General features: G+C 72.5%; 26 protein-coding genes. 11 read left to right on the forward strand and 15 right to left on the reverse strand.

Annotation, left to right across the window (positions count from 1 at the left end; all coding sequences use genetic code 11):
• Positions 1-317: 317 nt before the first annotated feature.
• On the forward strand, positions 318-1,532 hold the full coding sequence (locus TU31_RS30105) for a serine hydrolase domain-containing protein (RefSeq protein WP_042160382.1): 1,215 nt from the start codon (positions 318-320) through the stop codon (positions 1,530-1,532).
• 100 nt (positions 1,533-1,632) lie between these two features.
• On the opposite strand, the gene TU31_RS40690 is transcribed toward TU31_RS30105, so the two are convergent.
• The 4 genes from TU31_RS40690 to TU31_RS30120 all read right to left on the reverse strand — a co-directional run bounded on the left by TU31_RS40690 (position 1,633) and on the right by TU31_RS30120 (position 4,753).
• Positions 1,633-1,710, reverse strand: coding sequence for a 50S ribosomal protein bL37 (locus tag TU31_RS40690; RefSeq protein WP_370454205.1), 78 nt, complete (start codon positions 1,708-1,710; stop codon positions 1,633-1,635).
• 174 nt (positions 1,711-1,884) lie between these two features.
• The gene (locus TU31_RS30110) at positions 1,885-3,093 is read right to left on the reverse strand and encodes a 4-hydroxybenzoate 3-monooxygenase (RefSeq protein ID WP_042160384.1); all 1,209 of its coding nucleotides are present in this window, start codon (positions 3,091-3,093) and stop codon (positions 1,885-1,887) included.
• A gap of 161 nt (positions 3,094-3,254) precedes the next feature.
• Positions 3,255-3,914 (reverse strand): class F sortase, encoded by a 660-nt coding sequence (locus tag TU31_RS30115; RefSeq protein WP_042160386.1) that lies wholly within the window; start codon positions 3,912-3,914, stop codon positions 3,255-3,257.
• A 20-nt stretch (positions 3,915-3,934) separates the two neighbouring features.
• A complete protein-coding gene (locus TU31_RS30120) occupies positions 3,935-4,753 on the reverse strand; it encodes a GVDTG sorting domain-containing protein (RefSeq protein WP_078886055.1) in 819 nt (272 codons plus the stop codon).
• 685 nt (positions 4,754-5,438) lie between these two features.
• Here TU31_RS30120 and TU31_RS30125 point away from each other — a divergent pair.
• The gene (locus TU31_RS30125; RefSeq protein WP_042160390.1) at positions 5,439-6,185 is read left to right on the forward strand and encodes a DUF4232 domain-containing protein; all 747 of its coding nucleotides are present in this window, start codon (positions 5,439-5,441) and stop codon (positions 6,183-6,185) included.
• 207 nt (positions 6,186-6,392) lie between these two features.
• On the opposite strand, the gene TU31_RS30130 is transcribed toward TU31_RS30125, so the two are convergent.
• Complete coding sequence (locus TU31_RS30130; protein WP_042160392.1) at positions 6,393-7,199, reverse strand: S1 family peptidase; 807 nt, start codon at positions 7,197-7,199, stop codon at positions 6,393-6,395.
• A gap of 22 nt (positions 7,200-7,221) precedes the next feature.
• Positions 7,222-8,022 (reverse strand): S1 family peptidase, encoded by an 801-nt coding sequence (locus TU31_RS30135; protein WP_042160394.1) that lies wholly within the window; start codon positions 8,020-8,022, stop codon positions 7,222-7,224.
• Positions 8,023-8,209: 187 nt separating this feature from the next.
• Between TU31_RS30135 and TU31_RS30140 the strand changes: the two genes are divergently transcribed.
• Positions 8,210-8,707: a GNAT family N-acetyltransferase gene (locus TU31_RS30140; protein WP_042160395.1), complete on the forward strand. Its 498-nt coding sequence runs from the start codon at positions 8,210-8,212 to the stop codon at positions 8,705-8,707.
• Between the two features lie 84 nt (positions 8,708-8,791).
• On the opposite strand, the gene TU31_RS30145 is transcribed toward TU31_RS30140, so the two are convergent.
• Complete coding sequence (locus TU31_RS30145; RefSeq protein WP_042160397.1) at positions 8,792-9,712, reverse strand: trypsin-like serine peptidase; 921 nt, start codon at positions 9,710-9,712, stop codon at positions 8,792-8,794.
• A 206-nt stretch (positions 9,713-9,918) separates the two neighbouring features.
• Positions 9,919-10,362: a hypothetical protein gene (locus tag TU31_RS30150; RefSeq protein ID WP_042160400.1), complete on the reverse strand. Its 444-nt coding sequence runs from the start codon at positions 10,360-10,362 to the stop codon at positions 9,919-9,921.
• 319 nt (positions 10,363-10,681) lie between these two features.
• On the opposite strand from TU31_RS30150, the gene TU31_RS30155 reads away from it, so the two are divergent.
• Positions 10,682-12,106, forward strand: a complete 1,425-nt coding sequence (locus TU31_RS30155) for an MFS transporter (RefSeq protein WP_107070779.1) — start codon at positions 10,682-10,684, stop codon at positions 12,104-12,106.
• A gap of 85 nt (positions 12,107-12,191) precedes the next feature.
• Here TU31_RS30155 and TU31_RS30160 read toward each other — a convergent pair whose 3' ends face one another.
• The 3 genes from TU31_RS30160 to TU31_RS30170 form a co-directional block, all read right to left on the reverse strand.
• Positions 12,192-12,386, reverse strand: a complete 195-nt coding sequence (locus TU31_RS30160) for a CsbD family protein (RefSeq protein ID WP_042160405.1) — start codon at positions 12,384-12,386, stop codon at positions 12,192-12,194.
• 127 nt (positions 12,387-12,513) lie between these two features.
• Complete coding sequence (locus TU31_RS30165) at positions 12,514-14,532, reverse strand: helix-turn-helix domain-containing protein (protein WP_245698888.1); 2,019 nt, start codon at positions 14,530-14,532, stop codon at positions 12,514-12,516.
• A gap of 70 nt (positions 14,533-14,602) precedes the next feature.
• On the reverse strand, positions 14,603-15,397 hold the full coding sequence (locus TU31_RS30170) for a 3-hydroxybutyrate dehydrogenase (RefSeq protein ID WP_042160407.1): 795 nt from the start codon (positions 15,395-15,397) through the stop codon (positions 14,603-14,605).
• 278 nt (positions 15,398-15,675) lie between these two features.
• Here TU31_RS30170 and TU31_RS30175 point away from each other — a divergent pair, with 278 nt between their 5' ends.
• Positions 15,676-16,221 carry a hypothetical protein gene (locus tag TU31_RS30175; RefSeq protein ID WP_042160408.1) on the forward strand — a complete coding sequence of 182 codons (546 nt, stop codon included), beginning with the start codon at positions 15,676-15,678 and terminating at the stop codon, positions 16,219-16,221.
• A gap of 85 nt (positions 16,222-16,306) precedes the next feature.
• On the opposite strand, the gene TU31_RS30180 is transcribed toward TU31_RS30175, so the two are convergent.
• The 3 genes from TU31_RS30180 to TU31_RS30190 all read right to left on the reverse strand — a co-directional run bounded on the left by TU31_RS30180 (position 16,307) and on the right by TU31_RS30190 (position 18,446).
• On the reverse strand, positions 16,307-16,810 hold the full coding sequence (locus TU31_RS30180) for an NUDIX hydrolase (protein ID WP_042160410.1): 504 nt from the start codon (positions 16,808-16,810) through the stop codon (positions 16,307-16,309).
• A 75-nt stretch (positions 16,811-16,885) separates the two neighbouring features.
• Complete coding sequence (locus TU31_RS30185) at positions 16,886-17,503, reverse strand: hypothetical protein (RefSeq protein WP_181018701.1); 618 nt, start codon at positions 17,501-17,503, stop codon at positions 16,886-16,888.
• Between the two features lie 94 nt (positions 17,504-17,597).
• A complete protein-coding gene (locus tag TU31_RS30190) occupies positions 17,598-18,446 on the reverse strand; it encodes a glutamate racemase (protein ID WP_042160412.1) in 849 nt (282 codons plus the stop codon).
• 289 nt (positions 18,447-18,735) lie between these two features.
• On the opposite strand from TU31_RS30190, the gene TU31_RS30200 reads away from it, so the two are divergent.
• Positions 18,736-19,884: a glycosyltransferase gene (locus TU31_RS30200; protein WP_042160417.1), complete on the forward strand. Its 1,149-nt coding sequence runs from the start codon at positions 18,736-18,738 to the stop codon at positions 19,882-19,884.
• A 21-nt stretch (positions 19,885-19,905) separates the two neighbouring features.
• On the opposite strand, the gene TU31_RS30205 is transcribed toward TU31_RS30200, so the two are convergent.
• Positions 19,906-21,303 (reverse strand): TerD family protein, encoded by a 1,398-nt coding sequence (locus tag TU31_RS30205; protein WP_042160418.1) that lies wholly within the window; start codon positions 21,301-21,303, stop codon positions 19,906-19,908.
• Between the two features lie 246 nt (positions 21,304-21,549).
• Between TU31_RS30205 and TU31_RS30210 the strand changes: the two genes are divergently transcribed.
• The 5 genes from TU31_RS30210 to TU31_RS30230 all read left to right on the forward strand — a co-directional run bounded on the left by TU31_RS30210 (position 21,550) and on the right by TU31_RS30230 (position 24,565).
• Positions 21,550-22,002 (forward strand): DUF6643 family protein, encoded by a 453-nt coding sequence (locus tag TU31_RS30210; RefSeq protein WP_042160420.1) that lies wholly within the window; start codon positions 21,550-21,552, stop codon positions 22,000-22,002.
• Between the two features lie 47 nt (positions 22,003-22,049).
• On the forward strand, positions 22,050-22,874 hold the full coding sequence (locus TU31_RS30215; protein ID WP_042160422.1) for an MOSC domain-containing protein: 825 nt from the start codon (positions 22,050-22,052) through the stop codon (positions 22,872-22,874).
• A 221-nt stretch (positions 22,875-23,095) separates the two neighbouring features.
• Positions 23,096-23,359, forward strand: a complete 264-nt coding sequence (locus TU31_RS30220; RefSeq protein ID WP_042160424.1) for a hypothetical protein — start codon at positions 23,096-23,098, stop codon at positions 23,357-23,359.
• Entirely contained in the window at positions 23,353-23,796 is a 444-nt protein-coding gene (locus tag TU31_RS30225) for an ATP-binding protein (protein WP_078886059.1), read from the forward strand. Before TU31_RS30220 ends, TU31_RS30225 begins: the two co-directional genes overlap by 7 nt.
• Before the next feature lie 166 nt (positions 23,797-23,962).
• Positions 23,963-24,565, forward strand: coding sequence for an Rv1733c family protein (locus tag TU31_RS30230; protein ID WP_042160426.1), 603 nt, complete (start codon positions 23,963-23,965; stop codon positions 24,563-24,565).
• Positions 24,566-24,574: the final 9 nt, after the last annotated feature.

A 24,574-nucleotide genomic window follows, 5' to 3' on the forward strand; every position in this document is an offset into this window, starting at 1 on the left:
CTCCTGGGAGGCGAAACTCCCTTCCACGCTAGACCGCCGCCTGGGCTCCCTCTACTCGGGCGCGGCGGCGGGACGGGCGGGAAGGAAGGGAAGGGCGGTGCGGCGCCACGGCGGGGATGGTGCGGTGACCGGGGCGGCGTCGGGCACGGCGGCCGGCGCGGGGAGCGGTGCTCGGGCGGGGCCTTCCGGCGGGCGTTTCCGGCTGGGCGTCGGGCACGGCATCGGGCGGGGCTCGGGGCGCGTCTCCGGGGTGGTTCAGGGGCGGGTCAGGGAGACCCCTGACGACGGCGCGGCGCGCGGCCGCGAAGCTGTTCGACATGAGCCTTTCTCCCTTGTCCCGCAGGGCAGTTGTGGGGGCCGCACTGTCCGGCGCGGTGGTCGCCGCGACGGCGGGCCCGGCCGGTGCCGCGTCCCGCCCGGCCCCGGCCCCGTCGCCGGGCGGCGGCCCGGCCCATCGGAGCCCGTCCGCCCCTGTCCCCGTCCCTCCGCTGAACGTGCCCGCGCTGCGGGCCGCCCTCGCCGATCTGGAGCATCCGGAGCTGACCGCGGCCCAGCTGCGGGTGAGTGGTTCAGCCGGGCGGTGGTGCGGCACCACGGGCGTCGCCGACCGGGCCACCGGCCGCGCGGTTCACGAGCGGGACACCTTCCGGATCGGCAGCATCACCAAGGTGTTCGTGGCGACGGTGGTGCTCCAGCTCGCCGCCGAGCGCCGGCTGTCGCCGGAGCAGCCGGTGCAGCGTCTGCTGCCCGGTCTGCTGCCGTCGGGGTTCCCGCCGATCACGGTGTCACAGCTGCTGAACCACACCAGCGGACTCCCCGACGAGCAGGACCCGCCCTACGACCCGTCCTCCCCGGAGGACATCGCCCGGCACCGCTACGACCGGTGGACGCCCGAGCAGCTCGTGGCGCAGGTGTCGCACGGCCCCATGAAGTTCACCCCCGGCACCAAGCAGGAGTACCGGGGCATCAATTACGTCCTTCTGGCCCTGCTGATCGAGCGGCTCACGGGCTGCCGCTACGGCGAAGCGATCACGCACCGCATCCTGCGCCCACTGGACCTGCGGCACACGGCCGTGCCCGGCAACGACCCACGGATTCACTGGCCGCATGTGCACGGCTATCTGCGGATGACGGACGGCTCCCTGCTGGACATCACCAAGTTCGACCAGTCGGCCGCCTGGGGAGAGGGCGAGATGATCTCCCGTACCGGCGATCTGGACCGCTTCCTCACCGCCCTGTTCTCGGGCGAACTCCTGCCGCCCCATGAGCTGGAGCGGATGTTCACGCTGCCGCCGGACAAGGTCCGCATGATGGACGGCACCCCGGCGCGCTATGCCGCGGGCCTCCAGACCGTCACGGTGAACGGCATCACCCTGTGGGGCAAGACCGGCGAACAGTACGGCTACAGCTCGGCCATGTTCGCCACCCGGGACCAACAGCGCCGCGCGGTCTTCTCGTTCAACCCGACCCGGCGCGACGCCACCCAGGCACAGGTCTCCCTGCGGATAGCCGAGGCCCTGACGAAGGCATGAGCCGGGGCCGCACAGCACTGTGGGCTCCGCGCGTCCGCTGAAGCGCGGAGACGCGGAGCCCACCAGAACCCCATCGGCGAGGTCCGGTCACAGCCTTCGTTCAGGACTGGGGCCGCTTGCCGTGGTTGGCACCGTTCTTGCGACGGGCCTTCTTCTTACGACGACGCTTGGATGACATACGTCTCCCTCCTCACTCACTCACTCAGCGATGCTTTTCGCCGAATTTCTACCACTTCTCAACGGTATCTCGCCCGGCGATCACGAGGCCGCGTACCCAGGTCCGCGGGATCCCACCCCACCCCGGTTTGTGAGTCACCCCACGGAGACACCGCCCGCCCGGTCCCCCAGGGCGTCACAGATCGGCTTCCTCGCCCATGTACAGCCTGGCGAACGCCTTCGCCGCGGACTCCGACCCCAGCAGGCGCCGCAGCCGCGCCCGCGCCGTACCCGCCCGGAAGCGGTCGCCGGACGAGGCACCGTGCAACACGTCGAACAGCCACTGCGAGAACTCCAGGTACTGCCAGACCCGCCGCAGACACGCCTCCGAATATCCGGCAAGCCCGCTGTCGTCGCCCTGGTAGTGCGCGATCAGCGCGTCGCCGAGCAGCAGCGCGTCATTGATCGCGAGGTTCATGCCCTTCGCGGCGATCGGCGCGACCAGATGCGCCGCGTCACCCGCCAGGTGGAGGCGGCCGAACACCATCGGCTCCACCACATAGTTGTGCATGTCCAGGACCACCTTCTCGATCAGCGGTCCTTCGGCGAGCGGCGGGGAGCCGTCGGCGGCGAGCCGGACGCGCAGCTCGTCCCACACCCGCTCATGCGACCAGTTCCCGGCGTCCTCACCGGGCTCGACTTGGAGGTAATAGCGGGTGACCTGGGCGCTGCGGGCCATATGGGCGCCGAACCCGCGCTCGTGGATACCGAAGATCACGCCGTCCGCTGACGGCGGTGCCTCGGCGAGGAGAGCGAGCCAGGCGACGCCGTGGTCATTGCGGGTGAGGACCGCCCGGCCGTCGGGGACGGCCGCCCGGGACACCCCGCGGGCGCCGTCGCAGCCGGCGATGAAGTCACACTCGATCCGGTGCCGGGCACCGGTCACCGGGTCGGTGTACGACACCGCCGGCCGGTCGCTGTCGATGTCGTGCAGTGCCACCTCGCGTACCCCGAAGCGGACCTCGCCGCCCGCCCGGTCCACGTAGGACGCCACGAGATCGGTGACCAGGAGCGGCTGCGGATAGACGAAGTGACGGCGGCCCGACAGCTCCCCGGTCCGCATCGTGTGCCGTGCCCCGTCGAACCGGAACTCGAACTCGCCCTGCCTGCCGGCCCGTTCGAGCAGCCGGTCGGCCAGCCCGCGCCGGGCCAGTGCGCGCACCACCCACTCCTCCATGAACCCGGCCCGCGGCCGCTGCTCGATGAACTCCCTGCTCTCCGCTTCCAGCAGCACACAGTCGACTCCGGCGGTGCGCAGCAGATTCGCCACGGTGAGCCCGGCAGGACCGGCGCCGATGATGACGACGCGGGTGCGCGTAACGGGGAGAGGGGCGGTGGAGGACACGTCGCGAGGTTCCCTTCGGGGGCGAGGAAAGATCGCTGGCAGTATGGCGGTCGCCCCGAACGGACGGTCCGGCGCCCCGGCCCCCGGCCAGGGCACCGGCGAGCGGCCCGGCCGCCCGTGCGGGGGCGCCGGACCGCCGGCCGGTGCTGCACGCCTCCGGTCTACGCGCTGCCCGTGAGGCTGGCGAACACCACCACGTTGTCGGGGTAGTAGTGCTGGCCCTGGTCGTATTCCCCGCCGCAGGTGATCAGGCGGAGCCCGGCGTGATCGAGGTTCTTGTACACCTCAAGCGTGGGGAACTTGTTCTTCGGGTACTGGGCGATGCGGTCGACGGTGAACTTCGCCGTCTTCCCGTCCTGCCGGGAGACCTCGATGGTGTCCCCGCGCTTCATCGACGACAGCTTGTGGAACACCGACGGCTTGCCGTTCCAGGAGACATGGCCGGCGATCACCGCCGGCCCCTGGGAGCCGGGTGTGGGCCCCGGCTGGTACCAGCCCGCCTTGTCGGGGTCGCGGGGCGTCTCCATGGCACCGTTTTTCTGCTGTCCCAGTGTCTCCAGCGTGGAGGAGACCTGGAGCGACGGGATGGAGAGCCGTTGCGGAGCCGACTTCGGCATGCTGGCGGCCGCCTTGCTCCCGGAGCCGCCGCCCGCTGCCGTGTCGTCGGACGACTGCCCGCCGCCACCCGGCTGCTGCCCCGCGGGGAGCGACCGGGGCGGCGCCGCGTCCTGTCCTCCGCACCCGGCGAGAAGAACGGCCGACAGGGCCGCGGCGACGGCGTAGCCGGTGGCGCGGTGGCCCCGGCGGCGTACGGCGCTCATGGTGTCCTCGCTCCGGCGGCTCACGCGGCGGCCCCGTTGTCCCCGGCCCGCCCGGCGGCGAGGACGGTCTTCCGGCGCCGCACGAGGGCCAGCGCACCGGCCGTCGCCACGAGGGCTGCCCCGCCGGCGCCCAGCACCGCGGCCGGAACCCCGTCCTCCGCAGCGGGCCCGGTGCCGGTCTCGACCCCGCCGACCGGAATGGAACCCACCGCGGCGCCCAGGACCTCACCGCAGTTGGTCGGTGCGGTGGCCTCCTGGGGGAGCTTCGGGTCGAGTTCGCTCTTGCCCGCGCCCTCGAAGTCGTACTTCTTGTTGTCGTTGCGGTCGATGCCGTGCTGCACGATGTGCAGATCCTTGATGTGGTCGACCACGTCCTGGGAGACCGGGATGGTGCGCTCGTAGGAGAGCTTGCCCTGCGCGTTCGCCACGGGCATCCGGTCGACGGCGAGACCGCTCTTCATGTCCGTGGGCCCCTTGGTGGTGAGCGAGATGTTGATATCGCCGTAATCGACCGTGGCTTCGGTGTTGTTGAGGACGCCGTCGCCGTTCGTGTCGTCGCTCGCGTCCGGGCAGTGGAAGTCATGGCCGTCGGTGGAGCCGTGGAGGTGCTGGGCGGACGGCTGACCGGGCACGAGCCCCTCGGACTCGATCTTCACGGTCAGCTGCCTGCCCTGAAGGCTGAGCATCGCCGTGCCCTTGGAACCGGAGTCGTTCAGCTGCGCCAGGTTGATCTGGAACGCTCCCTGGGCGACGGCCTGGGACGAGGCGCCTACGGTGAGGGCCAGGGCGGCGGGCAGAGCGACGACTACGGCGAGGTGGCGGGTGCGCTTGGCTATCACGATCGTTCCTTTTCCGGCGGCCTCCGCGGAGGAGGGGGGACCGCACGTCATCCGGGTTCGACAGCAACACCTCGGCGAGGTGTCACGCGTCATTCGGAGCCGCAGCGCCCGCGGATTGGTGGCGGGTCAAAAAAATTTCCGAGGGCCTCCCCCGGGCCCGCAACTCCGTCTCCCCCGGCGCTCTCAGGGCAGTTGCCGCGCCTGCTCAAGGGGCAGTTCCCGCCCCGGCTCAACGGCCGGCGGGGACGAACCCCCGGCACGGCATCACCGTTGCCGTACCGGTGCAGCGTGGCCACGCTCATGTGCAACTGCCTGGCGAGGACGCCATCACCACGGCCGGAGCGCTCCGTCAGCCGGCGCAACTGCCGTGCGCACTCCGCCGTTTCCGTCCCCGCCCTGCTCCCCTGCTCGTTCCGCCGTTCCAGGAAAGCATTCCAGGCTGTGGTCGTTTCCCCAGGTCAGAGCCTGTTCCAGCGTTCCGGCTTCTCTCTTTGTCCCGGATCTGTTGGCACCAGGGCGCCCGCCGCGCAGGCTGTGAGCGGCACCACCGAGACGGGAGATCCCAATGCGAACCCGCTGGTGTGTCAGCGATGTTGTCGCCGTCGCCGTGCTGATCATCTGTGCCGCGGTGGTGATCTCGCTGATCATTCGCCGTTGAACCCCCACTAGGAGAAGTCGAATCATCATGCGCACCATCCGATCCCGTACCGCAGCCGCCGCCACCGCCGTCGTTCTCGCGGCTCTGTCCCTGACCGCCTGCGAGAGCGACAGCGATGCGGCGTCCGGCGGCCAGTCCGCGGCACGCCCGGAATCCGGCGCCCCGAGCCAGTCGGGCGGCGAGGGTGGCGGAACCGGCAAGGCGGACGGCGAAGGCTCCGGGTCCGGGTCCGGCTCCGGGTCCGGCTCCGGCTCCGGCTCCGGCTCCGGGCAGGGCGCCTCCAACGGTCAGGGCAAGGGCACCGGGAAGACCGGCGGCGCCGGGGCGAACCAGGGCGCCGGGAGCGGCTCGTCGGGTGCCTGTACGGGGGCGAACGTCAAGGCCGTGGTCAGCAAGGTCAAGCGTCCCATCAATCACTTGCTCCTCACGATCACCAACACGGGATCCCGTGCCTGCGACGCCTACTCCGCGCCCCTCCTGGGCTTCGACGACGACCAGTCCACGACCCGGATCATCGAGGACAGCAAGCCGCAGTCCGTCGTGACCGTCGCCCCGGGCCGGTCCGCCTACGCCGCGATCCAGCTCAGCGGCGAGCCCGGCGGTGACACCCATGGCCGCACCGCCCAGCAGCTCACCGTGCACTTCGCTCCGCGGAACGGCTCCGGTTCGGTGGGCACCCCCGCCAAGCTCACGCTGCCCGCGGGCACGCACAAGGACGACAACGCCGCCGTCACCTACTGGCAGAGCTCGGCGTCCGACGCACTGACCTACTGATCACTTATGTCGCACCGGCTGCTACACCCCCGTGAATCAGCCGTGGTTCAGCCGCAGTGCAGGCGTGGATCAGCCGTTGACCCGTCGTTGATTCGTCGTTGATCAGCTGCCGATGCCTCCGTCCGCCCGGGACCGCCGGCGCGCCGGGCCGGACGGAGGATCGTGCCTGCGGAGCGGCCGGCCACCGCCCCGTTCACCACGGCTCCCTCAGCCGAGCTGCTTGGCGATCTCGCGGGAAAAGGCTGCGACCCGGGCGTAGACACCCGGCGTCGGTGTGGCGGCGTCGCTGTTGGCCAGCCAGCTGACGGTCCCGATCAGCTTGCCGCCGGCGACGAGCGGGCCGCCGCTGTCGCCCTCGGCATGGTGGGCGCCGGTGACCGGATTGTTGGCACAGGCGTGCATCGAGGGATCGAAGTCGCCCCCGGGGTTGAGCCGTTGGCACGTCCGGTCGGAGAGCACCCGCAGGTTCGCCGCCCGGAGCACGTGCGCCTCGCGGTTCTCGTAATCCAGCAGGCCCCAGCCGTACACCCGTGCACCGGTGCCGGGGCGGTACAGATCGGTGTCGGCAGCGGTGGCTATCGGCAGCGGGGTGTACTGCGGCGGCATCGGCTTGTCGAGTGTGAGGACGGCGACATCGTTCTCCAGATGGCGGCCGAACCGCGGGTGGATCCAGACCTTGGTCACCTTGCGCATCCGGCCCTCGTGACGGCGCAGGTCGGTACGGCCGGCGACCGCCCCCAGATCGGTGGGGGCCTCATCCACGACGCAATGGGCCGCGGTGACGACCTTGGTCGGAGTGACGAGGGTGCCGCCGCAGAACTGCCCCGAGCGCGGGTAAGTGTCGGTCTGCCGCCACAGGTTGATCGCGACGACCCAGGGGGCCGCCGCCGTGCTGGTCTTCTGTCCGCCGACGACGGCCTGGGCGGTGGGGGCCGGCAGCACGGCGAAGCCGGCGCCGACGAGCACCATGAGACCTACCAGAACCGGCCACCGCAGGTAGCTGTGTCGTGTCATCCGCATACTCCCTCCCATCCCGCTATCCGGCGATCCGGCTCTGGAGAAGCGAGTAATAGGCGGCCGACTTCACCGCGACGCCCGGATAGAGACGGCTGGTGCAACTCCCGCCACCACTGATGACGCCGACGAGCCGCCCCCGCACCACGACCGGTCCCCCGCTGTCCCCGGAGCACGCACTGACGCCGCCCGCCGGATAGCCGATGCACATCGTGTACGACGAGCGATACCTACGGGTGCCATACGCCGTGACGCACTGTTCATCGCCCCTGTTGGGGATCAGCGCGGTCTGCAACGGCGGCACACGGGTGTCGTCATCGCGACCCGTAGTGGAGCCCCACCCCAGCACCCGGTTGGGCGTGCCTTCCTCGTACAGCTTCTGCTGCGCCGGGGTGGCGAGCGGCAGAGTGCGGTACGGCATAGGGGCGTTGAGGGTGAGGACGGCGAGGTCGTGCGCGTAGGTGGCGCCGTTCCCTTCGGTGTCGGCCTTGGGGTGGATCCACAGCTTCGTCACCTTGCGCACGGTGCCCTTACGGGTGTCCCGTAGGTCCTCCCGTCCGCCCACCACACGCACACCATCGACGGTGGCCGGGCTCACGCAGTGGGACGCGGTCAGCACCTTCCGCGGCGCGACGAGCGTGCCCGCACACTCCGGCTCCTTGACGTCCTGCGACGTCAGCGCCACGGTCCAGGGATACTTCTTGATCTCGGCCCGGTCTCCCCCGACCACCGCAGCGGCGGGCGGGGTGGCCGACACCACCAGCGCCGCCCCCGCCACGACCGCACCCGCCCAGGCAGCACGGTGTGTTCTCGCCTTGCCCATCAGTCCTCCAGTGGCGATAGAACAAAGTCGCCCATGGAGAGGCCATGAACCGCACCACGGTTGCCTGCCCGGCCCCACCACCCGCAGATGGCCGACCTGAGCCCGGGCCTCTTGACAGCGTTCCGCCACTGATCCGCCGGAAGAATTCGGGACCATCCCACACCGACCGGTTGTAGCCTCAGCCCTTATGAGTTGGCTGCCTGACGACTTCGTCCACCCCGTGTACGTGCCCGTGCCGCACACCGCGCTTCACCTGAGGCCGATCCGGGAGGCGGACACCGCGCTCGACTACCCCGCCGTGATGGGCTCCCGAGAGCGCTTGTGGGAGATCTTCGGCCCGGCCTGGAGCTGGCCCAAGGAGACGATGACCTATGAAGAGGACCGCCTCGACTTGCTGCGGCACGAGAAGGAGATAGCCGCGCACCAGTCGTTCAACTACGCGCTGCTGGACGAGGAGGAGACGGCGCTCCTCGGCTGCGTCTACGTCGACCCGCCCGAGCGCACCGGCTCCGACGGAGAGATCTCCTGGTGGGTGGTGGACGACCTCGTCGGCGGCGAGGCGGAGCGCGCGCTCGACGCGCTGGTGCCGGAGTGGATCGCCGCCGACTGGCCCTTCCAGCAGCCCCGTTACCTGGGCCGCGACATCACCTGGCAGGACTGGCTCGCGCTGCCCCCTACCTCGTGAGATGCCCAAGGCGGTGCCCGGAGGCGTCGAGGGGCGTCAGTGCTCCTGGCATCCGCCTCTGACGTTGCGTACCCGTGCCCCGCGTCAGCCGCGCTGGGCCCGGTCGTACACCTTCCTGGCCGTGGCTCCCAGTACTTCTCCCTGCATCTCGGTCGGTGTCAGGGAGTCCAGTGAGCTGTTGACCGAGACCAGGGTGCCCTTGCCAGTAGTGGCGTTGAAGTCGGCCAGCCACGGGCCGCCGCTGGAGCCGCCGCTCATATCGCAGGGGATGGCCTGTACGCCGTCCTTCTTCTTGGCCGTACCGACACAGTGGAGGAGTTCCTCGCCGAGCTGCGGGCGGGTGGCCGAGTAGCCGAAGGCGGAAATGGTGCCGCCCACGGGACGGTTGAAGGCGATGTCCTGGCCCCCCACGACGTCGGTGAGCTTGCGGCCGCTCTTATCGGCGTCGACGACCAGCGTGGACAGGTCGTCGGTGGAGTCGTTCTCCCAGTTGCGCGGGGTTACGGCGGTGCGGACCGCGAACGTGCCGTAGGGCGTCTTGCCCTTGCCGTAGGCGGGGACGAACACCATCGCGATGTTGGTGTTGACGGGAGAGGAGCCCCGGCGCACGCAGTGTGCCGCGGTCATCACGGCGGAGCGGTTGGCGCTTTTCACGGCGGTGGCCGTGCACCAGGTATCGGCACCGTTCGCGTTGACGAAGAAGAGCCGACCCACGGTCTTCAGAGCGGTGCCCCGCCACGGCTTGGCCTTCGGCCCGGTCGGACCGAGGTCCACGGACTTGCCGACGGCCTTGATGCGGGCGGGCGTCCAGTAGGCGAGGGCTTCCCGGCGCTCCTTGGCGGTGTACGTCAGGACGGAGACCGGGTCGGCCGAGGCGGCAGGGGCCGGGCCGGCCACGGCCGTGGCGGGGATCGGGGCGGCGAGGACGAGGGCCGTACCGGCCACGACGAGTCCCATGGCCCGGCCACGAAGGCGTCGGGGCACGGAAGTGGATGTCTCGGACACAGCAGATGTCTCCTCGGCTGGTACGGGCAACGGACAGGGGCTGTCAGTTCACCCTGCAAGAGAGGGCAACCTGCCGTTTTGGTTGCGTTGTTGATGATCCGTGACATAAGTACGTGATGCCCGACGGCGCCGGGGCGATAGCCCTTCGCGGACGAGGCGTGGCCCCGGTGCGGCGCACCGGGGCCAGGCAGGGGAGGCATGGAGCGTCAGAACGTCCACGTGGTGTACCACGTGGCCTGGCTGGACGGATGTGCCAGGTCGGTGGAGACTCCGCTGAGGCGGCCGTCAGCGCCGCGGGAGCCTATGTAGCGGCCCGTCGAACCGTCGCTCCAGGCGATGACGAAGTAGAGGTAGGAACCGTCCACGAAGCCCTGCGCGATGGTGCCCGTCGTCGCACTTCCCGACCTGGCTATGCCAGTGAGGTTCCCCTGGCCGTCCTGGGTCATGGAGACCGTGGCGTTGGCGGAATTGCTCTGGTACAGGGTCCAGATCCCTCCGACGTTGAAGCCGGCCTCGGCCGCCGTGGCCGCCGTGGCCGCCGGTGCTGCGGACGGCCGGTGCGTCGCGGCCTGAGCGGCGGGTGCGGCGAGGACGGTGCCCCCCAGTGCGACGGAGAGAGCCACGGCGGCCGTGACGAGTCTGACGCGCATGCGGATTCCTTTCCCTAAAAGGGAATTTATGCGGCATAGGGCCTTCTGCGGAGCCCTGAGCCTCGCAGGAGCCGCCGTCCCCAACCAGGCGAGAACCGGTCATTGGCGGACATGCGGCGGCCGGAATGCGACATGGACGGCGTGGGGTACGCAGGTCTGACGCCTACTTCGCCCCCGCTCCCCCACCGCACCCCGTCATGGTCCCCGCGCGCACCGTCGGGCCCCGAAGTGTGGCGGCCCGCCACATGTGCGTCCGGTCTGCGCGTTCCTACGGTGTGGCGACACGAACGTCTTCGCCCCTCGTCAGGAAGTGGTGCCGATGCCCTCCCCCGCGACCGCTGTCCCGCCGCCACCCACCCAGCTCAAGCGCATCGTCGCCGCGAGTCTCATCGGCACGACCGTCGAGTGGTACGACTTCTTTCTCTATGGGTCCGCTGCCGCGCTGGTGTTCAACAAGCTGTTCTTTCCCGGGTCGGATCCGCTTGTCGGGACGCTGCTGTCGTTTCTGACGTATGCGGTGGGCTTTGCGGCGCGGCCGATAGGCGCGTTGGTCTTCGGGCATTACGGAGACCGGCTGGGGCGCAAGAAGTTGCTGGTGGTGAGTCTGTTGCTGATGGGGGGTGCGACGTTCGCGATCGGGTTGCTGCCCACGCATGCGACGGTGGGCACGGCGGCGCCGGTGTTGCTGACCGCGTTGCGGCTGGTGCAGGGGTTCGCGCTGGGCGGGGAGTGGGGCGGCGCGGTGCTGCTGGTGTCGGAGCACGGGGACGCGCGGCGGCGTGGGTTCTGGGCGTCGTGGCCGCAAACCGGCGCGCCTGCCGGGCAGTTGCTGGCCACCGGGGTGCTGTCGGTGATGACGGCGGTGTTGTCGGATGCGGCGTTCGTCTCCTGGGGGTGGCGGGTGCCGTTCCTGCTCTCGGGCGTGCTGGTGGTCGTGGGCCTGTGGGTACGGCTCTCGGTGGATGAATCGCCGGTGTTCCAGGCCGCGTTGGCGCGCGCCGAGGCCCGGCGGGCGGAGGGTGCCGCGGTGGAGAAGATGCCGTTGGTGGCGGTGCTCAAGCACCACTGGCGGGATGTGCTGATCGCGATGGGGGCGCGGATGGCCGAGAACATCTCGTACTACGTGATCACGGCCTTTGTGCTCGTGTACGCGACCTCGCACACCGCGCTGTCGCAGCAGACCGCGCTGAACGCCGTACTGATCGCCTCGGCGCTGCACTTCGCGGTGATCCCCGCCTGGGGCGCGCTCTCGGACCGGATCGGGCGCCGGCCGGTCTATCTGCTGGGCGCGGTCGGCGTCGGCGTCTGGGCGTTCCCGTTCTTCGCGCTGGTCGACGGCGGCCGGTTCGGGCCGCTGCTGCTCGCGGTGAGCGTCGGGCTGGTCTTCCACGGTGCGATGTACGCGCCGCAGGCGGCCTTCTTCGCGGAGATGTTCGCGACCCGGATGCGGTACTCGGGCGCCTCGATCGGTGCCCAGTTCTCCTCGGTCGCGGCCGGGGCGCCCGCCCCGCTGATCGCGACCGCGCTGCTCGCCGACTACGACAGCCCGACGCCGATCGCGCTGTACGTCATCGTCGCCGCGCTGCTGACACTGGTCGCGGTGGGTGTGGCGCGGGAGACCCGCAGCCGGGATCTCGCCGCGGTGGACGGGGACGCGGTGCCCGGCGGGGGCCGTACGGCCGGGCCGGGCACGGCCGGTCCGGAAGGCGGGGCGTCGTCGGCCCTGCCGTCCGGAGGGGCCTGAGATACCTGATGTACGGCGGGGGCGTGGCGGGCCCGGGGACGCTCCGGGAGACGGGGCAGCAGGTCCGCCACGCCCCCGCCGGGCGTCAGGAGCGGCTCTTGCCCTTCATGGAGTCCTTCATCCCGCGGGCGTTCTCCTTGGCGTCGCTCATGGCTTCCTTGGCCCTGCCCTTGGCCTCGTCCGCGCGGCCCTCGCCCTTCAGCCGCTCGTCGCCCATGATCTTGCCGGCCTTCTGCTTGGCCTTGCCCTTCATCTTGTCCATGGCGCCCTTGTCACCCATGTCGCACTCCTCTGTCAGTGGGGGGAAAGCTTCGGCACCACGCTGCCGCAGGTCGCGACGGCGCGCACCCGGAGGCGGCCATCGGTACGGACCGACGGCGGAGCACGCCGCGGATCCTCGCTCCCGGCTACGCGCCGGTATCGCCCACCACGGCGGAGGAGAGCTGGTGCAGCCGCAGCGCCAGCTGGATCTCCAGGGCGCGGGCCGGCGTCTGCCAGTCGGGTCCCAGCAGCCGGCTCACCCGGTCCAGGCGCTGCGCCACGGTGTTGACATGGACGTGCAGCGTCTCCTTGGTGCGGGCCGGGCTCATTCCGCAGGCGAAGTAGGCGCCGAGGGTGCGCAGCAGCTCCGTACCGCGGCGGGCGTCGTACTCGGTGACCGGGCCGAGCGTGCGGTGGACGAAGCCGTGCACATCGCGGGTGTCGGCGAGCAGCAGGCCGAGGAAGCCGAAGTCGGCGGCGGCCGCACCCTGGCCGGCCCGGCCCAGCACACGCAGCGCCTCCCGGCAGCGGCCGGCCTCCGCGTAGGCGTCCGCGACCGCCGCGGGGCGGGCGGCCGGGGCCGGGACCGGAGCCGAGGCGCCGACCGTGACGGGCAGGTGCAGCGCGGCACCGAGCCGCGCCGCGGCCTCGCTGGCGGCGTGCGTTGGGTCGCCGTCGGGATCGAGCGGCAGCAGCAGGACGGCGCCGCCGTCCCGTATGGCGGCCAGGCCCCGGCGGGTGGCGGCGAGATGGGAGGCCGCCGACCAGAGCCGGCGACGGTCGGCGCCGTGGGAGTGGGCGTCGTCGTCCCCGCCGTCGGGCCCGTCGGTCCGGGCGGCCAGGACGACATGCGGCACGTCCAGGTCGGCGCCGACGCGGGATGCGCGTTCACGGAGCAGCCGGGGATCGCGGTCCGCGGCGTTCAGCAGATCGTCCAACAGCTCGCCGCGCACCCGCTGTTCGGCCTCACCTGCGGTGCGCCGGGCGAGCAGGAGCAGGGAGGTGACCATGGCGGCCCGTTCCAGGGTCCGCTGGTCGACCGGGTCGAGGGCCGGATGGCCGCGCAGCACGAGGGCACCCAGGACCTCGCCGCCGGCCCCTACCGCCGCGACCCAGTCCGCGCCGTCCCGTACGGCGTGCCCGTCGGCGCGCGAGCGGTCCAGTGCCTCGGCCGGTGCCGCGCCGGGCTCGGTGAACTCGACCTCGCCGTCCAGCACTTCCGCCACCGCCCCGGCGACGTCCTGGACCCCGCCGCCGCGCAGCACCAGTTCGGTCAGCCGGTCATGGACGTCCGAGGCCCGCTCGATGACCGCGCTGCGGTCGCGGATGATCTCGTTCGCGGCCTCCAGTTCGGTGAGTGTCTTACGGGTCTCGGCAAGGAGGTTGGCGGTGTCGATGGCCACGGCGGCATGGGCCGCGTGGGCGGCGAGCAGCGCGATCTGGCCGTGCTCGAAGACCCGCTCGCGCCGGTCCGCGGCGAACAGCACCCCGATCACGCCGCTGCCGAGCATCAACGGCACCCCGAGGATCGCCACCAGCCCCTCGTCCTGGACGCCCGAGTCGATGGTGCGGGTGTGCCGGAACCGCTCGTCGTGGAAGTAGCTGTCGGTGACATACGGGCGGGCGGTCTGCGCGACCAGCCCGCCCAGCCCCTCGCCCATACCGAGCCGCAGCTGCTGGAACCGCGCCGAGACCGAGCCGTCGGTGACCCGCATATAGGTGTCACCGGCGGACGGGTCGTGGAGGGTGAGGTAGGCGACCTCGGTGCCCAGGAGGGAGCGGGCCCGGCAGACGATCGCGCGCAGCACCGCGTCGAGGTCCCGCAGCCCGGCCAGGTCGTGCGCGGTGGCGTAGAGCGCGGACAGCTCGGCCTCCCGCCGCCGGCGGTCCTCCAGTTCGGCGCGCACCCGCAGCGCGCGGAGCTTGGCCCGCTCCAGTGCGGCGAGCCGGCCGGCGGACGCGCCCCCGGCGCGGGCGCGCAGCACCGGACGCTCGTACTCCTCGGCCGCGGCGCCGACGGCCAGCAGACCGAGGAAGGGGGCCTCGGCCGGGTCGTGGCCGTCTTCGCCGGGCGGGGTGCCCTCCGGTGCGTACGGAACGGGCGCCGCCCGCGGGGTGTTCACGGACTCGGAGCCCGGCTCGGGCGCCGGCTGTTCGGCGGGCATGGTCACAGGGATACCTCCGGGTCGTCGCGGTGCGCCGGCCTCCGCCGCCCGGATACGGCCCGGGGGCCGCTCAGTGCGCGGTCCATCCCCCGTCCAGGGCGAGCGAAGTGCCCGTCACGAAGGATGCCTCCGGGGTGCAGAGATAGGCGACGGCCTCGGCGACCTCCGCCGGTTCGACCAGCCGCTTGAGGGCGGAGTCGGCGAGCAGGATGTCGGCCAGTACGCGCTCCTCGGGGATGCCGTGCGCGGCGGCCTGGTCGGCGAGCTGCCGTTCGACCAGCGGCGTGCGGACATAGCCGGGATTGACGCAGTTGCTGGTGACGCCGTGCGGGGCGCCCTCCAGGGCCGCGGTCTTGGACAGCCCTTCCAGACCGTGCTTCGCCGCGACATACGCCGACTTGAAGGGGGACGCCCGCAGCCCGTGCACGGACGAGACATTGACGATCCGGCCCCAGCCCCGCGCGTACATATGGGGCAGCGCGCCGCGCAGCAGCCGGAAGGGCGCCTCCAGCATCACGGTCAGGATCTGGTGGAAGACCTCGGGCGGGAACTCCTCGATGGGCCGGACGAGCTGGAGGCCCGCGTTGTTGACGAGCAGATCGGTGCCGGCCGCGATCCGCTCGGCGGCGTCCAAATCGGTGAGATCCAGCGGGCACGGTTCGATCCGGCCGCGGGCGCCGTTCGGGTGGTCGGTCACGAGGCGGGCCAGGCCGTCGGTGTCCCGGTCGACCGCGCGCACCGTGGCGCCGGCCGCCGCCAGCCGCAGCGCGCAGGCGCGTCCGATGCCACCGGCCGCACCGGTGACGAGAGCGGTACGGCCGTCGAGAGCGAGGGATACCGGGCCTGGGGTGCCGATCGCGGTCATGTCCGCACCCTAGGCAGCGGGCGGACCGGTACCGATGTGGCCGGGCCCCACACTTGGGGGCCCGGGTGTGGTGGTGGCACCTGCCGGGCGCCAGCGGCGGACCGCGGCCGCCCGGATCCCCGGCATCCGACGACTCCCCGGCGGGGCCTGCCCCGCCCCGGGCCGCGCCGCGTTCACCCGAACGGCCGCCCCGGATCGCCCGGCGCCCGGCGGGCTCCTAAGGTCTGTGCGGTGGGGCGGCATGCCGTCTGCGCACCGCCGCCACCAGGGAGGCCGACATGCGGAGACTCATCGCCGTACCGACGGTGCTGTTCGCGCTGGCCGCCGCGGGCTGCGGGGACGCGGACGGCGGCCAGGACACGACGGCCGCGGTCTCCCCCACAGGCGCCGGGCCGGACCGTACGCCGGACGGTGGGGCGGGCTCCGCTTCGCCGACCGTCCCCGGCCAACCGGTGAACTGCGGTGAACTCCCCGACGCGCTGGGCCCGGAAGGAGACGTCACGCTCTTCGCCGACCCCGGGGCCGGGGGCACGGTGGGCTGCGGTGAGGCCCGCACGGTGATGTCCGAGTTCTTTCTGCGGGCGCCGCGGGACGCCCGCGACGACCGGGCCACGCTCTCCGTACGCGGCTGGATCTGCCAGTACGAGAGCGGCCCGACCGGCACCTGGATCACCACCTGCCGCAAGGCCGAGCGGGAGATGCACACGGAGCAGCCGCCCGGCGGGGACACCGACGAGCCCGGTGCCCCGGACGAGTCGGAGCTGCCGCCGCTTCCCGACGAGACATCCGACCCGATGGACGAGCCGTCGACGGAGGAGTTGTAGCCCGTCGCCCGGCCCCGACGCCCGTCGCATGAGCCCGACGCCCGACGCCCGGAAGCCTGAACCCCCGGAGGCGGCCGCCGGGGGTTCAGGCTTCCGGGTGCCGGCCCGGCGGCTCCTCGTCCATCCTCTGGAACCACGTCGGCCCGGCCTCCAGCGCCCGCTTGATCCGGGTCAGCGCGTACTCCTCGAGCTCCGGCAGGGCGTCCACGGCGAACCACCCCACCTCCAGCGACTCGTCGTCATTGACCCGCGCCGCACCGCCGACCGCCCGGCAGCGCAGCGTCACATCCATGAACTGGCAGACATCGCCGTTGGGGTAGCGGGTGGGCGGCATGGTCTCGACGAGGACGATGCCCTCGGGGACGACCCGTACGGCGGTCTCCTCGTAGACCTCCCGCACCGCGGTCTCGGCGGGCTGCTCGCCGGGCTCGGGGATGCCCCCGATCACCGACCAGCCACCGGTGTCGACCCGCCTTCCCAGCAGGACCCGGCCCTGGTCATCGAAGACGACCGCGCTCACCCCGGGCAGCCAGAGGAGCTGCCGGCCGATGGAGTTCCGGAGGTCACGGATGAAGTCGGGGGTTGCCATGGGTCCGACCCTACGGGACGTCTTGGGCCCGCCCCGCCCGGAGTACGCGCACCGGCACACTCGTCCGCGCGGCGGTCAGGTGCCCGCCGGGGTCCCCTCGCGCGGCCGGAGCCGGCCCCGGATCGCCCGGACGGCGCCCTCGGCGTCATCGACGGTGACAGTGAAGGTCATCCCGTCGCCGAGCCGGAGCACCACACCCTCACCCCGGCGGACGACCACGGCGGTGCCCTGTTCGGGGCGCCAGCGGTAGCCCCAGCCGCCCCAGTGGCGGGGCGTGACCTGGGGGGTGAAATCGGCGCCGACGACGGTGTCGAGCGGAATCCGGCGGCGTGGCACCCCTATATGGCCGCACCGTACTTCCAGGCATTCCTTGTCGACGCGTACCGCGACATGGACGAAGGCGAGCGTGCCGAAGAGCACCAGCAGACCGGCCGCGACACAGCCCACCACCGACATCACCAGGGGTGCGCGCCCCGACGTCCAGTTGCTCTCGACCGCGAGCAGGATGCCCAGCGCCAGACAGGCCGCGCCGATCGCGGCCAGCAGCCACTGGATGCGGTTGGTGGCGCTGCCGTGCCAGACCTCGGGGATCTCGGCATGGGAGCCGCCGCCGGGACGCGCTCCGCTGCCGTCACCGTCGGTACTGCCGTGGTTACCGGGGGCTGCTGCCCCCTCGTGGGGGTGGTCCCTCATGAAACGCAGCGTACGCGTCTTTGCACCCCGTGGCAGTGCGTCGGACGGCCCCATTCCGGCCCGGGTTGCGAGACCGGAGACCTCAGGGGTGACGTCAGCGGCGGGCGGTCGCGGCTGCTCCGTCGGGCGCGGGGGCAGCCGGCAGCACGTCTTCCGGCGCCAGGTCCGTACGGCTCCGGGCGAGCAGCCGGCCCTCGGCGTAGGCGAGCGCCACGGCCGGCAGTCCGGCGGGGCGGCCGCTGAGGATCACGCTGAGGGCGCCGGTCGGGGCGGCCGCCGGGGCCGGTTCGGCGCCGATACGGCGCAGTGCCTGGGCGGCGACCGCCTCGGCGGAGCCGTGCAGGACGAGCGCGGGGGCGCCGGGCTGCTGGAGGGCGGCCCGGATCCGTTCGGCGACCAGCTCGTAATGGGTGCAGCCCAGGACGACGGTCCGCACGTCCCGTGGGGTGAGATAGGCGGCGGCCTCGATGGCGTCGTCGATCGCGGCCTCGTCGGCGACCTGGACCGCGTGGGCGAGCCCCGGGCACGGCACACCCGTGATCTCCAGCCCGCGGCCGAACCGGTCGATCAGATCCCGCTGGTAGGGGCTGCCGGTGGTGGCGGGGGTCGCCCAGATGGCGACCGGGCCGCCGCCGGCCGCGGCGGGCTTGATCGCCGGGACGGTGCCGATGACCGGGATCTGCGGTTCCAGTTCGGCGCGGAGCGCGGGCAGCGCGTGCACGGACGCGGTGTTGCAGGCGACGATCAGGGCGTCGGGGCGGTGCGCGGCCGCCGCGCGGGCCACGGCCAGCGCATGGGCGGTGACATCGTCGGGGGTGCGGGGGCCCCACGGCATCCCGTCGGGGTCGGAGGAGAGGACCAGATCGGCGTCCGGCCGCAGTCGCCGCATGGCGGCGGCCGCCGCGAGCAGCCCGGTCCCGGAGTCCATCAGCGCGATCTTCACCCGGACACTTTACTCAGCCGCCCGTCCGGCTTGTCATACCGGGCGGCGCGGCCGACCGCCCCCGGTGCCCCCCGGCCCGCTTCCTTCCCGGCCCCTCCCCTCCCCTGCCGCCCCTTCCTCCCCGTCCCTCCCGTCCTTCCCGGCCCCTCCCCTCCCCTGCCGCCCCTTCCTCCCCGTCCCTCCCGTCCTTCCCGTCCTCTCATTCCTCCCGTCATTCCTCCCGTCCCGACACCGTGTCGCGCGCCGGTGCGTGCCGGGTGCGGTGCGGCAGACTGCGGCCGTGGGAGCGATGGAGTGGATCGGTGCCGGGTCCCTGCTGGCCTGGGTGTGGCTGCTGCTGGGGCAGGGCTTCTTCTGGCGGACGGACGTACGGCTGCCGGACCGCCGGGATCCGGAGCGCTGGCCGTCGGTCGGTGTGGTGGTCCCCGCGCGGGACGAGGCCGCGGTGCTGCCGGACAGCCTGCCGTCGCTGCTCGGGCAGAAGTACCCGGGCCGGGCTGAGGTGTTCCTGGTGGACGACGGCAGTACGGACGGGACCGGCGCGCTGGCCCGGCGCCTGGCGGCCGCGCGGGGCGGGCTGCCGCTGACGGTGTCCGCGCCCGGCGAGCCCGAGCCGGGATGGACGGGGAAGCTGTGGGCCGTACGGCACGGGATCGCGCTGGCGCGGGAACGTGTCGCGCCGGAGTATCTGCTGCTGACCGACGCGGATATCGCGCACGAGCCGGACAGTCTGCGGGAGTTGGTGGCGGCGGCCCGGTCCGCGGAGCTGGATCTGGTCTCCCAGATGGCGCGGCTGCGGGTGGTGACGTTCTGGGAACGGCTGATCGTGCCGGCGTTCGTCTACTTCTTCGGGCAGCTCTACCCCTTCCGTTGGGTCAACCGGCCCGGGGCGCGGACCGCGGCCGCGGCCGGGGGCTGTGTGCTGTTGCGGCGGGAGGCCGCGGAGCGGGCGGGCATCCCGGAGGCGATCCGGCATGCGGTGATCGACGATGTGACACTGGCGCGGGCGGTCAAGCGCGGCGGCGGGCGGATCTGGCTGGGGCTGGCGGACCGGGTGGACAGCGTGCGGCCGTATCCGCGGCCGGGCGCGCTGTGGCGAATGGTCTCGCGCAGCGCGTACGCCCAATTGCGGCACCGGCCCCTGCTGCTGCTCGGCACGGTGCTGGGCTTGGCGCTGGTCTATCTGGCGCCGCCCGTCGCGCTGGCGGCCGGACTGGCCGGCGGCGGTCCGGTGCTCGCGGCGCTGGGCGGGGCGGCCTGGGCGGTGATGAGCGGGACCTATCTGCCGATGCTGCGCTACTACGGACAGCCGCTCTGGGCGGCGCCGCTGCTGCCCTTCACCGCACTGCTCTATCTCCTGATGACGGTGGACTCGGCGGTGCAGCACTACCGGGGGCGCGGCGCGGCCTGGAAGGGCCGGACGTACCCGGCGCCCTGAGCGGCATCCCCGGTGCCGCCGTCACTTACGGGCCGGTGACCAGTCCAGGCCCCAGCCGTAGGCGTAATCGACGGTGCGCTGCGGGCTGACTCCGGGCTCGGGGACCAGGTAGCGGGCCTCACGCTGCACGACGAGTTCGCTGCCGGTGTTGGTGATCAGCGCCAGCGCGCAGACGTTGGAGGGCACCGTGCAGGCGTCCAGTGTGAAGTCGACCGGGGCACCGTGCTGGGGCTGGAGGGTGACGGTCGCGCTCAGCCCCTCGAAGCTGCGGGCGCCGGCGTAGACGGTGACGAAGATCAGGATGCGCTTGATGCGGTCCTGGTGGTCGAGGTTGATGGTCATGTTCTCGCCGGCCGCGACGCCGCCGGTGCGGTCGTCGCCGTCGAGCTGGATGTACGGCGGGGCATGCAGGGCGCCGAAGTTGTTGCCCAGCGGATGAACCACGCCCGCGGCGCCGTCGGTGAGTTGGTAGAGCGCGCACAGGTCGAGGTCGAGCTCCCCGGAGGGCAGCAGCGCGCCGCGGGCACCCATGGCCTCCATCGCCTTGCGGCCGAGCTTCTTGCCCAGCCGCTTGCCCGCCGAACCGGCGCTCCAGTTGAGGTTCACCCGCATCGCGCCGGAGGTGCCGCCCTGCTTCGTCAGGGAGACGGCCGGGGCGTCCTTCGTGAGGGTGACCTTGGTCAGACGCACGGGCGGGGACGCGGGGGCGGGCTGCCCCGGCGGGGGCGGGATGGACGCCGCCGGCTGCGCCGTGGGCAGCGGGGGCGCGGGAGCCGTCGGCGGCGCCATGGGGGATGCGGGAGCCGGGGGCGGCGGCGCCATCGGCGGGGCGGGCGCCATGGCCGGGGGCGCGGCGGGGGGCGGAGCGGGCGCGGCGGGGGCCGGGGGCGCCGCCGGTTCCTCGACGCTGATGCCGAAGTCGGTGGCCAGACCGGCCAGCCCGGTGGCGTACCCCTGACCCACCGCACGGAACTTCCAGCCGCCCTGGCGCCGGTAGAGCTCGCCGAGGACGAAGGCGGTCTCGGTACCGGCGTCCTGGCTGTCGAAGCGGGCGAGTTCGGCGCCGCCCGCGGCGTCCAGCACCCGGATGTGCAGCCCCGGGACGCTGCCGAAGCTGCCGCCGTCGGCGGAGGCGGCGAGCACCACCGTGTCCACGGCGGGTTCGACGGCGGCCAGATCGACCGCGAGGCAGTCGGTCATCGCGCCGCCGGCCGGGCGCTTGCCTTCGTGGCGTACGGCGCCGGAGGCGTGCGCGGCCTGGTTGTAGAAGACGAAGTCGCCGTCGTCGCGGACCTTTCCGGACACCAGCAGCAGGGCGGAGGCGTCCACGTCCGGTGTCCCCGGGGCCGGCTGCCAGCCCAGTTCGACCCGGACCGCCGGGGCCGGGACCGGAACATTGCTGCCCTTGAGCATCGACATCGCCGCGCCTTCCTCTCGTCCGCCGTGCCCCGTCGGTGGTGGCACCCCCAACCTACTTGTCCCCCACCACTCCGAACGCCCCTTGTTCACCTGCGAGAAGCGAGGTCTTTACACGATTCCTACGGGCGATCGCGACCGATTTCCGCAAGTTCGCTCACATTGGCGCTCCATGGACACTCCGAACACGTAAAACAACCCTCTTTCCAGACTCCCCAATCGGCACATCGTGGGCTTAACTTATGAGGCATGACCTCCCCCCGCTCTACCTACGGCGGCGGCTACTACGCTTCGCCTTCCTTCCCGGACACCCCGATCTACGACAGCCTCGTCGCAGAGCGCGGTACGCCGCAGATCGCCCCGATCCGGGTGAACCCCTCCCCTTATGAGACGGGTTCGTCCTATTTGCCGGCGCTGCCCTCGGCGCTGCCGGCACTCCCGGCCGCGCCCTCCCACCCCTCGCCCGCGCAGGGTTACCCGGGAGCGGCCGCCCAGCCGGTCGCCCCGCTCCAGCAGGCACCCGCGCCGTACATCCCGCAGCAGGCGGGTTCCCGCGGCTATCAGTCCCCGCAACAGCAGCAGCCCCAGCGCCCGCCCATGGGCACGGGGTACGAGGCGATGCGCCCGGCCGCGCCGGTCGCGCCGCGCCCCGCCTCGCCCTACGACGATCCGTACGGCCGCCAGTACCCCCGCGGGTACTGACCCGGCCCATCGGTCAACTGTCCGAGGCGGCTGGCAGGATGGCAGGCATGCCGAAGCCTGCGCTCCAGTCGATCCATCTCTACCCGGTCAAATCCATTGCGGGGTCCGGTCCCGGCGAGGCGGTCGTGGAGCCGTGGGGGCTCGCCGGGGACCGACGCTGGCTGCTGGTGGACGCCGAGGGCAGGCAGCTCACCCAACGCCAGCAGCCGCTGCTGGCGTTGGCGCGCGCCGAGGGGCTGCCAGGCGGTGCCCTCGGGCTGACCGCGCCCGGAAGGGAGCCGCTGACGGTCGCGGTGCCCGGGTCCGGGGAGCCGGTCCCGGTCGAGGTCTGGAAGGACGAGGTCGAGGCGGTGCCCGCGGGCCCGGAGGCGGCCGAGTGGTTCCGCGGGTATCTGGGCGTCGAGTGCCGGCTGGTGTATCTCGACGCCCCGGAGAAGCGCCGGCCCGTCGACCCGGCGTACTCCGCGCCCGGCGACACGGTCAGCTTCGCCGACGGCTTCCCGCTGCTGCTGACCACCACCTCGTCGCTGGACGCCCTCAACTCGCTCATCGCGCAGGGCGATCACGCCGACGAGGGGCCGCTGCCCATGAACCGTTTCCGGCCCAATGTGGTCGTGGACGGCACCGCGCCCTGGGCGGAGGACGACTGGCGCCGGATCCGTATCGGCGAGGTGGACTTCGAGGTGGCCAAGCCCAGCGCACGCTGCGTGGTCACGACAACCGACCAGCGCACCGCCGAGCGCGGCAAGGAACCGCTGCGCACCCTCGCCCACCACCGCCGCTTCGGTGACCGGTTGGTCTTCGGCCAGAATCTGATACCGCGTGGGGTCGGCACGATCCGGGTCGGCGACCCGTTCGAGATACTCGGCTGACGGGCCGGCACGCGCCCCGCGCCGTGGGGTTTCCCGACCGCCGGCGGGCCGCCGCGGCCCGGTGACCACCTGTCCGCGGTGTGCGCCCGGCGGCGCCGACGGACAGGCCGGCGGACGACGGAGAGCTGTGAGCCAATGGCGGCGAGGGACACCCGGATGCGACCGTCCGTGTCCCGTCCGGCATCTGCGCCCCGGGGACCACGCCTTGGTGAGTCACGGCGATGACGAGGTGCGCCAGGAGGCCGTCACGGCGTTCGTACGGCTCGGGCCGGCGCGCGGCGGCCCGGCGGCTCACCGTCGATCTGAGCCGCCTGCACTTCCTGTCGGTCGGCTGCGCGGTCAGCCCGCTCAGGCCGGCCCGGGACGCCGCGGGCCATGGACTGATCGAGGTGCGCTGCGACCGCGGGCAGTGCCGGTTGCTGCGCCGACTGGGCGCCGGGACGGTGCCACGGCTGGTCCTGACGGAGGTGGTGCGCGCGTGGTGAGCTCCGGTCCGGCCGAGGTGCCGGCGGAGGGGGCCGGCCACCGGCTGCTGGAGCGGCGTTTCACCGCCCGGCTGCTGCCGCAACTGCGGCTGCTGGTCGAGGAGTGCGCGGCCCGGGAGGGCCTGGGCGAGCCACGGCGCGGCGAGTTCGTGCTGGCGGTGGACGAGATCGCGGGCAACGCCGTGGAGCATGCGGGCGGCTCCGGGCGGCTGGTGCTGCGGCGGGTGGGCGAGGAACTGGAGTGCCGGATCAGCGATGCCGGGCCCGGATTCAGTGAGGAGGTGATCCCCGAGCTGCTGCCCGGCCTGGACGGCGCGCCAAAGGGGCGCGGGCTGTGGCTGGCGCGCCTGGTGGCGGACCGGTTCGCGGTGACGGGCGGGGCACCGGGGACGGGCCCGCCGGGCGCCGTGGTGACGATAGCCGTACGGCTGCGCTGACCAGGCAGGAGGCCGGTTCCGGCGCGCCCGGGGCGAGGGGGACCCCAGCCCCGTTCCGTACGCCCGGATGTTGCCTTTTGTACGCGGTGATGTTGCTCTCTCTTCGCAGAACTCTCGCATGGACCACCCCCGATGCGGTATTCACGGACACGGAGAGGGGGCAACGATGCGAGCGATGAGAGGCGTATGGCGCTGGCGGCGCAACCCGCTGCGGCGCCGGACCGATCGGATCGAGGCCTGGGTGGCGCTCGTCGCGGCCCTCCTGATCGCCCTCGGGGCGACCTCCGCGGGCTGGCTCACCGGGCGGGCCGCGCAGGGCGCACTGCTGGAGACCGTACGGATACAGCACCAGCAGCGGCATCTGGTGTGGGTCACGGTCGACCGGCTGCTCTCCCGGGCCCCGCTCGACCCCGACCCGGAGACCTCCTCGCAGCGCGATGCGCACCGCCGGGTCCTCGCCCGCTGGACGGCCCGGGACGGCAGCGCGCATATCGGGCAGCTCGCCGCGCCCCGTCCGGTGGAGACCGGTGAACGGTTCCGGATCTGGACGGACGACCGGGGCCGGGTGGTGCCGCGGCCGATGGACGCGAGTACGGCGGCCACCCATGCGGTGCTGGCCGGGCTGGGCACCACGGCCGGGGTCGGCATGATGATCGAGGGTGCCCGGCGGATGGTCGTCTGGCAGCTGATGGTGCGTCGTTTCCGCCGCTGGGACCAGGAGTGGAAGCGGGCCGGCCAGGACTGGGGCCGGGCCGACGCGGGCAGTTGAGCGGCTGCC

Origin of the sequence: Streptomyces lydicamycinicus (genome assembly GCF_000829715.2) — a bacterium.
Lineage (GTDB): Bacteria > Actinomycetota > Actinomycetes > Streptomycetales > Streptomycetaceae > Streptomyces > Streptomyces lydicamycinicus.

What these genes read in the sequence shown, in the direction of transcription:
- TU31_RS30105 (WP_042160382.1), top strand. Translation starts at nt 318, where the DNA reads ATGAGCCTTTCTCCCTTGTCCCGCAGGGCAGTTGTGGGGGCCGCACTG.
- TU31_RS40690 (WP_370454205.1), bottom strand. Translation starts at nt 1,710, where the DNA reads ATGTCATCCAAGCGTCGTCGTAAGAAGAAGGCCCGTCGCAAGAACGGT.
- TU31_RS30115 (WP_042160386.1), bottom strand. Translation starts at nt 3,914, where the DNA reads ATGAGCGCCGTACGCCGCCGGGGCCACCGCGCCACCGGCTACGCCGTC.
- TU31_RS30125 (WP_042160390.1), top strand. Translation starts at nt 5,439, where the DNA reads ATGCGCACCATCCGATCCCGTACCGCAGCCGCCGCCACCGCCGTCGTT.
- TU31_RS30130 (WP_042160392.1), bottom strand. Translation starts at nt 7,199, where the DNA reads ATGACACGACACAGCTACCTGCGGTGGCCGGTTCTGGTAGGTCTCATG.
- TU31_RS30135 (WP_042160394.1), bottom strand. Translation starts at nt 8,022, where the DNA reads ATGGGCAAGGCGAGAACACACCGTGCTGCCTGGGCGGGTGCGGTCGTG.
- TU31_RS30140 (WP_042160395.1), top strand. Translation starts at nt 8,210, where the DNA reads ATGAGTTGGCTGCCTGACGACTTCGTCCACCCCGTGTACGTGCCCGTG.
- TU31_RS30150 (WP_042160400.1), bottom strand. Translation starts at nt 10,362, where the DNA reads ATGCGCGTCAGACTCGTCACGGCCGCCGTGGCTCTCTCCGTCGCACTG.
- TU31_RS30155 (WP_107070779.1), top strand. Translation starts at nt 10,682, where the DNA reads ATGCCCTCCCCCGCGACCGCTGTCCCGCCGCCACCCACCCAGCTCAAG.
- TU31_RS30160 (WP_042160405.1), bottom strand. Translation starts at nt 12,386, where the DNA reads ATGGGTGACAAGGGCGCCATGGACAAGATGAAGGGCAAGGCCAAGCAG.
- TU31_RS30165 (WP_245698888.1), bottom strand. Translation starts at nt 14,532, where the DNA reads ATGCCCGCCGAACAGCCGGCGCCCGAGCCGGGCTCCGAGTCCGTGAAC.
- TU31_RS30170 (WP_042160407.1), bottom strand. Translation starts at nt 15,397, where the DNA reads ATGACCGCGATCGGCACCCCAGGCCCGGTATCCCTCGCTCTCGACGGC.
- TU31_RS30175 (WP_042160408.1), top strand. Translation starts at nt 15,676, where the DNA reads ATGCGGAGACTCATCGCCGTACCGACGGTGCTGTTCGCGCTGGCCGCC.
- TU31_RS30180 (WP_042160410.1), bottom strand. Translation starts at nt 16,810, where the DNA reads ATGGCAACCCCCGACTTCATCCGTGACCTCCGGAACTCCATCGGCCGG.
- TU31_RS30185 (WP_181018701.1), bottom strand. Translation starts at nt 17,503, where the DNA reads ATGAGGGACCACCCCCACGAGGGGGCAGCAGCCCCCGGTAACCACGGC.
- TU31_RS30200 (WP_042160417.1), top strand. Translation starts at nt 18,736, where the DNA reads ATGGAGTGGATCGGTGCCGGGTCCCTGCTGGCCTGGGTGTGGCTGCTG.
- TU31_RS30205 (WP_042160418.1), bottom strand. Translation starts at nt 21,303, where the DNA reads ATGTCGATGCTCAAGGGCAGCAATGTTCCGGTCCCGGCCCCGGCGGTC.
- TU31_RS30210 (WP_042160420.1), top strand. Translation starts at nt 21,550, where the DNA reads ATGACCTCCCCCCGCTCTACCTACGGCGGCGGCTACTACGCTTCGCCT.
- TU31_RS30215 (WP_042160422.1), top strand. Translation starts at nt 22,050, where the DNA reads ATGCCGAAGCCTGCGCTCCAGTCGATCCATCTCTACCCGGTCAAATCC.
- TU31_RS30220 (WP_042160424.1), top strand. Translation starts at nt 23,096, where the DNA reads ATGACGAGGTGCGCCAGGAGGCCGTCACGGCGTTCGTACGGCTCGGGC.
- TU31_RS30230 (WP_042160426.1), top strand. Translation starts at nt 23,963, where the DNA reads ATGCGAGCGATGAGAGGCGTATGGCGCTGGCGGCGCAACCCGCTGCGG.